Genomic DNA, 3,143 nt, shown 5'->3' on the forward strand with positions numbered 1-3,143 from the left:
GGGGATTGGGGGGAAATTCCCCCCAACCAGCAGCAAATCCAGTTATTGGGAAAATAGCAACTGTATGACATAAAGCCTGCTGGTTCTTCTTCTTCTCCCCTTAGTTTTGGCTAATTCCTAACTCTAATCACCTCATGAAAGTACGGACATTTTAGATATTTTTGAAGGGCATTTTTCGTCAAAGGTCATCAAAGGTCGTATTGTGATGATGGTATTTTTAAAAATATCGATAGCGATTTAAGAGCTAAAATCAGGTTAAAAGATTATTTTAAAAGATTAAAAATGATTGTCTCCATTTTTATAGAAACTGCTATTGATAGCCAATTATTTCGTCAATTTCTGAATTTGACCCTGACTTGAGTGATGGCCTTTGACTACCTTTGACTACTCAGAACAAGATTACTATAAGATAAAGAAAATCGAAAGGATGATAATGATAATGATCGTGATTGGGATTTATTTTTGCTCTGGGAACGGTTCCCTGGAATCAGCGCACAAGCGAGAAACCTTGATGTTAAAAAAGTTTTGAAACCGTAAGTCGAAGATGAAACTGACTTGTTTTAATCTATCCCAGATTCCGCACTTCAAAATGTAGTATAAAAAAATACATAGTTTTAAAAAGTCCGAAAATCATACCTGGGCAAGAATATTTCTCTTTTCATTAAATTTTTAGGAAAAATAATCAAATTAAGAAGATTTATACTTATTGAAAACTTAGCAAGACTCAGCACAAACGAAGGAGAGTTTCCTCTTCTCATTTGATATCATTAGACTCTTATTCTTTTATTATTTTTGCTTTATTCAATTCAATTTATAGATAATATCTTTGACAAGATGCAGGTAATAAACTCAATATAAAACGCCTTTCTTCTGTTAAATTTACAATTTGTTTAACTCCGTTTAAAATCACATAATGAATACCTTGAAAACATTGAAATATCCACCTCAAAGTCGGACGCAATGTTACTTTCCCTACTTGATTATTTATTCCTTTTTTGACTCTTTTTAAACAATTTCTTAATTCTCTTTGCCCCAAGTTATAAATCAACAAACACAAAGACATTAAAAATAACATTGTTTCTATTCTTTCTGGTTTTTCAACGAAGAAACTATCAGTAAAAAATAAGGGATCTTTCAAAAATCGAAATCCTCTTTCCGTAGATTGCTGGTTTTTATAAGTTATCAGAATTTCACTAGCTTCTAATTTATTTTCCTCTACTAAGTTAGTTGCTAAAATAAATTTTCCTGCTTCTTTAGTCTTTCTACTTATCTCTTCTAGGAGTTACGCATTGACAGATGGTTTACAATGTGCATAGTCCAAACAGAGAAAGCGATCGCTGTTAACAAAAAGCAAAAAACTGATAAAATAGAGAGGATTATAAGAACTGGAGGTAGATATCCGAACTATAACGAAGAAATCAACGGCTAAATGTCATTTAGAACTCTATACTTACTATTTAATTGCTGAATCCAAATATTCGGGTTGTAATCGTTTATCCGAGATATTTGAGGATTTATCTCATGATAGTGTTAACCGTTTTTTATTAAGAGAAAGCTATAAACCTGTTGATTTATTCAATGAATTTAAACAGCACATTGAACTGAGTGGGGGAACCTTAAGTATTGATGATACAGTCATTGAAAAACTTTATAGTAATCCTAAATTAAGTAAATTTATTGGTTATTTCTGGTCAGGAAATAAACATAAAACTATCAAAGGAATTAATTTAGTTACTTTATTATATACTGACCCTAATGGAATTTCACTCCCTCTAAATTATCGACTTTATGATAAAGAAGATGATCTGTCTAAAAATGATTATTTTCGGATGATGCTATCGGAAGTTTTAGCTTGGGGACTGAGGCCAATTTATGTAACTGGTGATAGTTGGTATTCATCTAAAGAGAACCTTAAATTTTTGAAAAAACAAGAATTAGGTTTCATGATAGGAATAGCTAAAAATCGACAAGTATCAATCGTTAAAGGACAATATCAATCCGTTGAAAGCTTAGAAATAGAGGAAAATGGGACAATTGTTTACTTAAAAGAGTTTGGCGAAGTTAAAGTATTTAAGAAACATTTCAAAAACGGGATGCTTCGTTTTTATATTTTATTTGACCAAGAAAATAAAGACTTAAGAGAAACAGATAAAACTCTATTTACTTTGTTGAAAACAACTCATTGGATTATTGAATGTTACCATCGTGCGCTCAAACAATTATGTGGTATCAATAAATTTATAGTCAGAAAATCAGAAGCTATATTGACCCATTTCTTTAGTTCTTTACGGGCTTTTATTAAACTTGAATTAATGAGAGCTAATGAGTTAATTGATAATTGGTATCAACTCCAAAGAGAATTGTCTATTGAAGTTAATCGGAATTTTATTTTAGAGCAAATAAATTTGAAATTATCAGCCTAATTTATAGATTAGTTATTGTTATTATTACGTCAATTTTAATGACTCTAATAATTAGCGATCGTTGTCTCTCTTTAAAGCTACTCATATTTAAGTTAATTTGTCAATGCGTAACTCCTAGAATTCGATGAGATTCATCTGATAAAAAATCTGCTCTGCTCTCCATAGATTGCAAAATCCCCTCCTTTCCTTTTCTCCCCAAATCAATAGTAATTCCACAGCTTTCTGCTACTAATTTGACTAAGCTTTCCGATTTATGAGTGTTGAGTTGATCTACAATAAAAATCCATTCTGCTTTTTCATCAATCTTAATCGTTCTCTGGATATGTTCAGAAAAATCTTGTTCTGTTCTTGTCGGTCCAATAGAGGGACTAACAACTTTTCCCTCACGGGGTGACAAGTAGGTTGAAAAGTAAGTCCAGAGCGGTTTTTCTCTGTTACCCGACCCTAAACAATTGTCGGCAACCAGAGAGCTTATTGAGAATGAACGATAATGATAATCATTTGCAAATGGGGGGGGNGGGGANAAGGGTTGGTGTNCCTTGGGGGGGGGTAATTTCGAGCGTGGGGTATTCTTGGGGATAGCAGGTTTTCCATCTATCCCGATCCCTTATGCTCATCTCTACCAATCTGAAATTACAATGTGTCAAAATCAATGGTCACTAGAATTGTGCACAAGAGTTTACTAGTGAGCTCCATTCTACAAAAACTTACGTGAAAGTA

1 protein-coding gene and 2 pseudogenes are annotated in these 3,143 nt (G+C 32.6%); 1 reads left to right on the forward strand and 2 read right to left on the reverse strand.

What is annotated here, in order from left to right:
• Nucleotides 1–811 precede the first annotated feature (811 nt).
• Nucleotides 812–1,276: pseudogene (locus CWATDRAFT_RS30815) on the reverse strand (IS1634 family transposase); the annotation flags it as partial.
• Nucleotides 1,277–1,397: 121 nt separating this feature from the next.
• Here CWATDRAFT_RS30815 and CWATDRAFT_RS35245 point away from each other — a divergent pair.
• Entirely contained in the window at nucleotides 1,398–2,423 is a 1,026-nt protein-coding gene (locus CWATDRAFT_RS35245; protein ID WP_071892215.1) for an IS701 family transposase, read from the forward strand.
• A gap of 118 nt (nucleotides 2,424–2,541) precedes the next feature.
• Here CWATDRAFT_RS35245 and CWATDRAFT_RS30825 read toward each other — a convergent pair.
• Nucleotides 2,542–2,805 (reverse strand): annotated as a pseudogene (locus tag CWATDRAFT_RS30825) (transposase); the annotation flags it as partial.
• Nucleotides 2,806–3,143 lie beyond the last annotated feature (338 nt).

Origin of the sequence: Crocosphaera watsonii WH 8501, assembly GCF_000167195.1 — a bacterium.
Classification (GTDB): domain Bacteria; phylum Cyanobacteriota; class Cyanobacteriia; order Cyanobacteriales; family Microcystaceae; genus Crocosphaera; species Crocosphaera watsonii.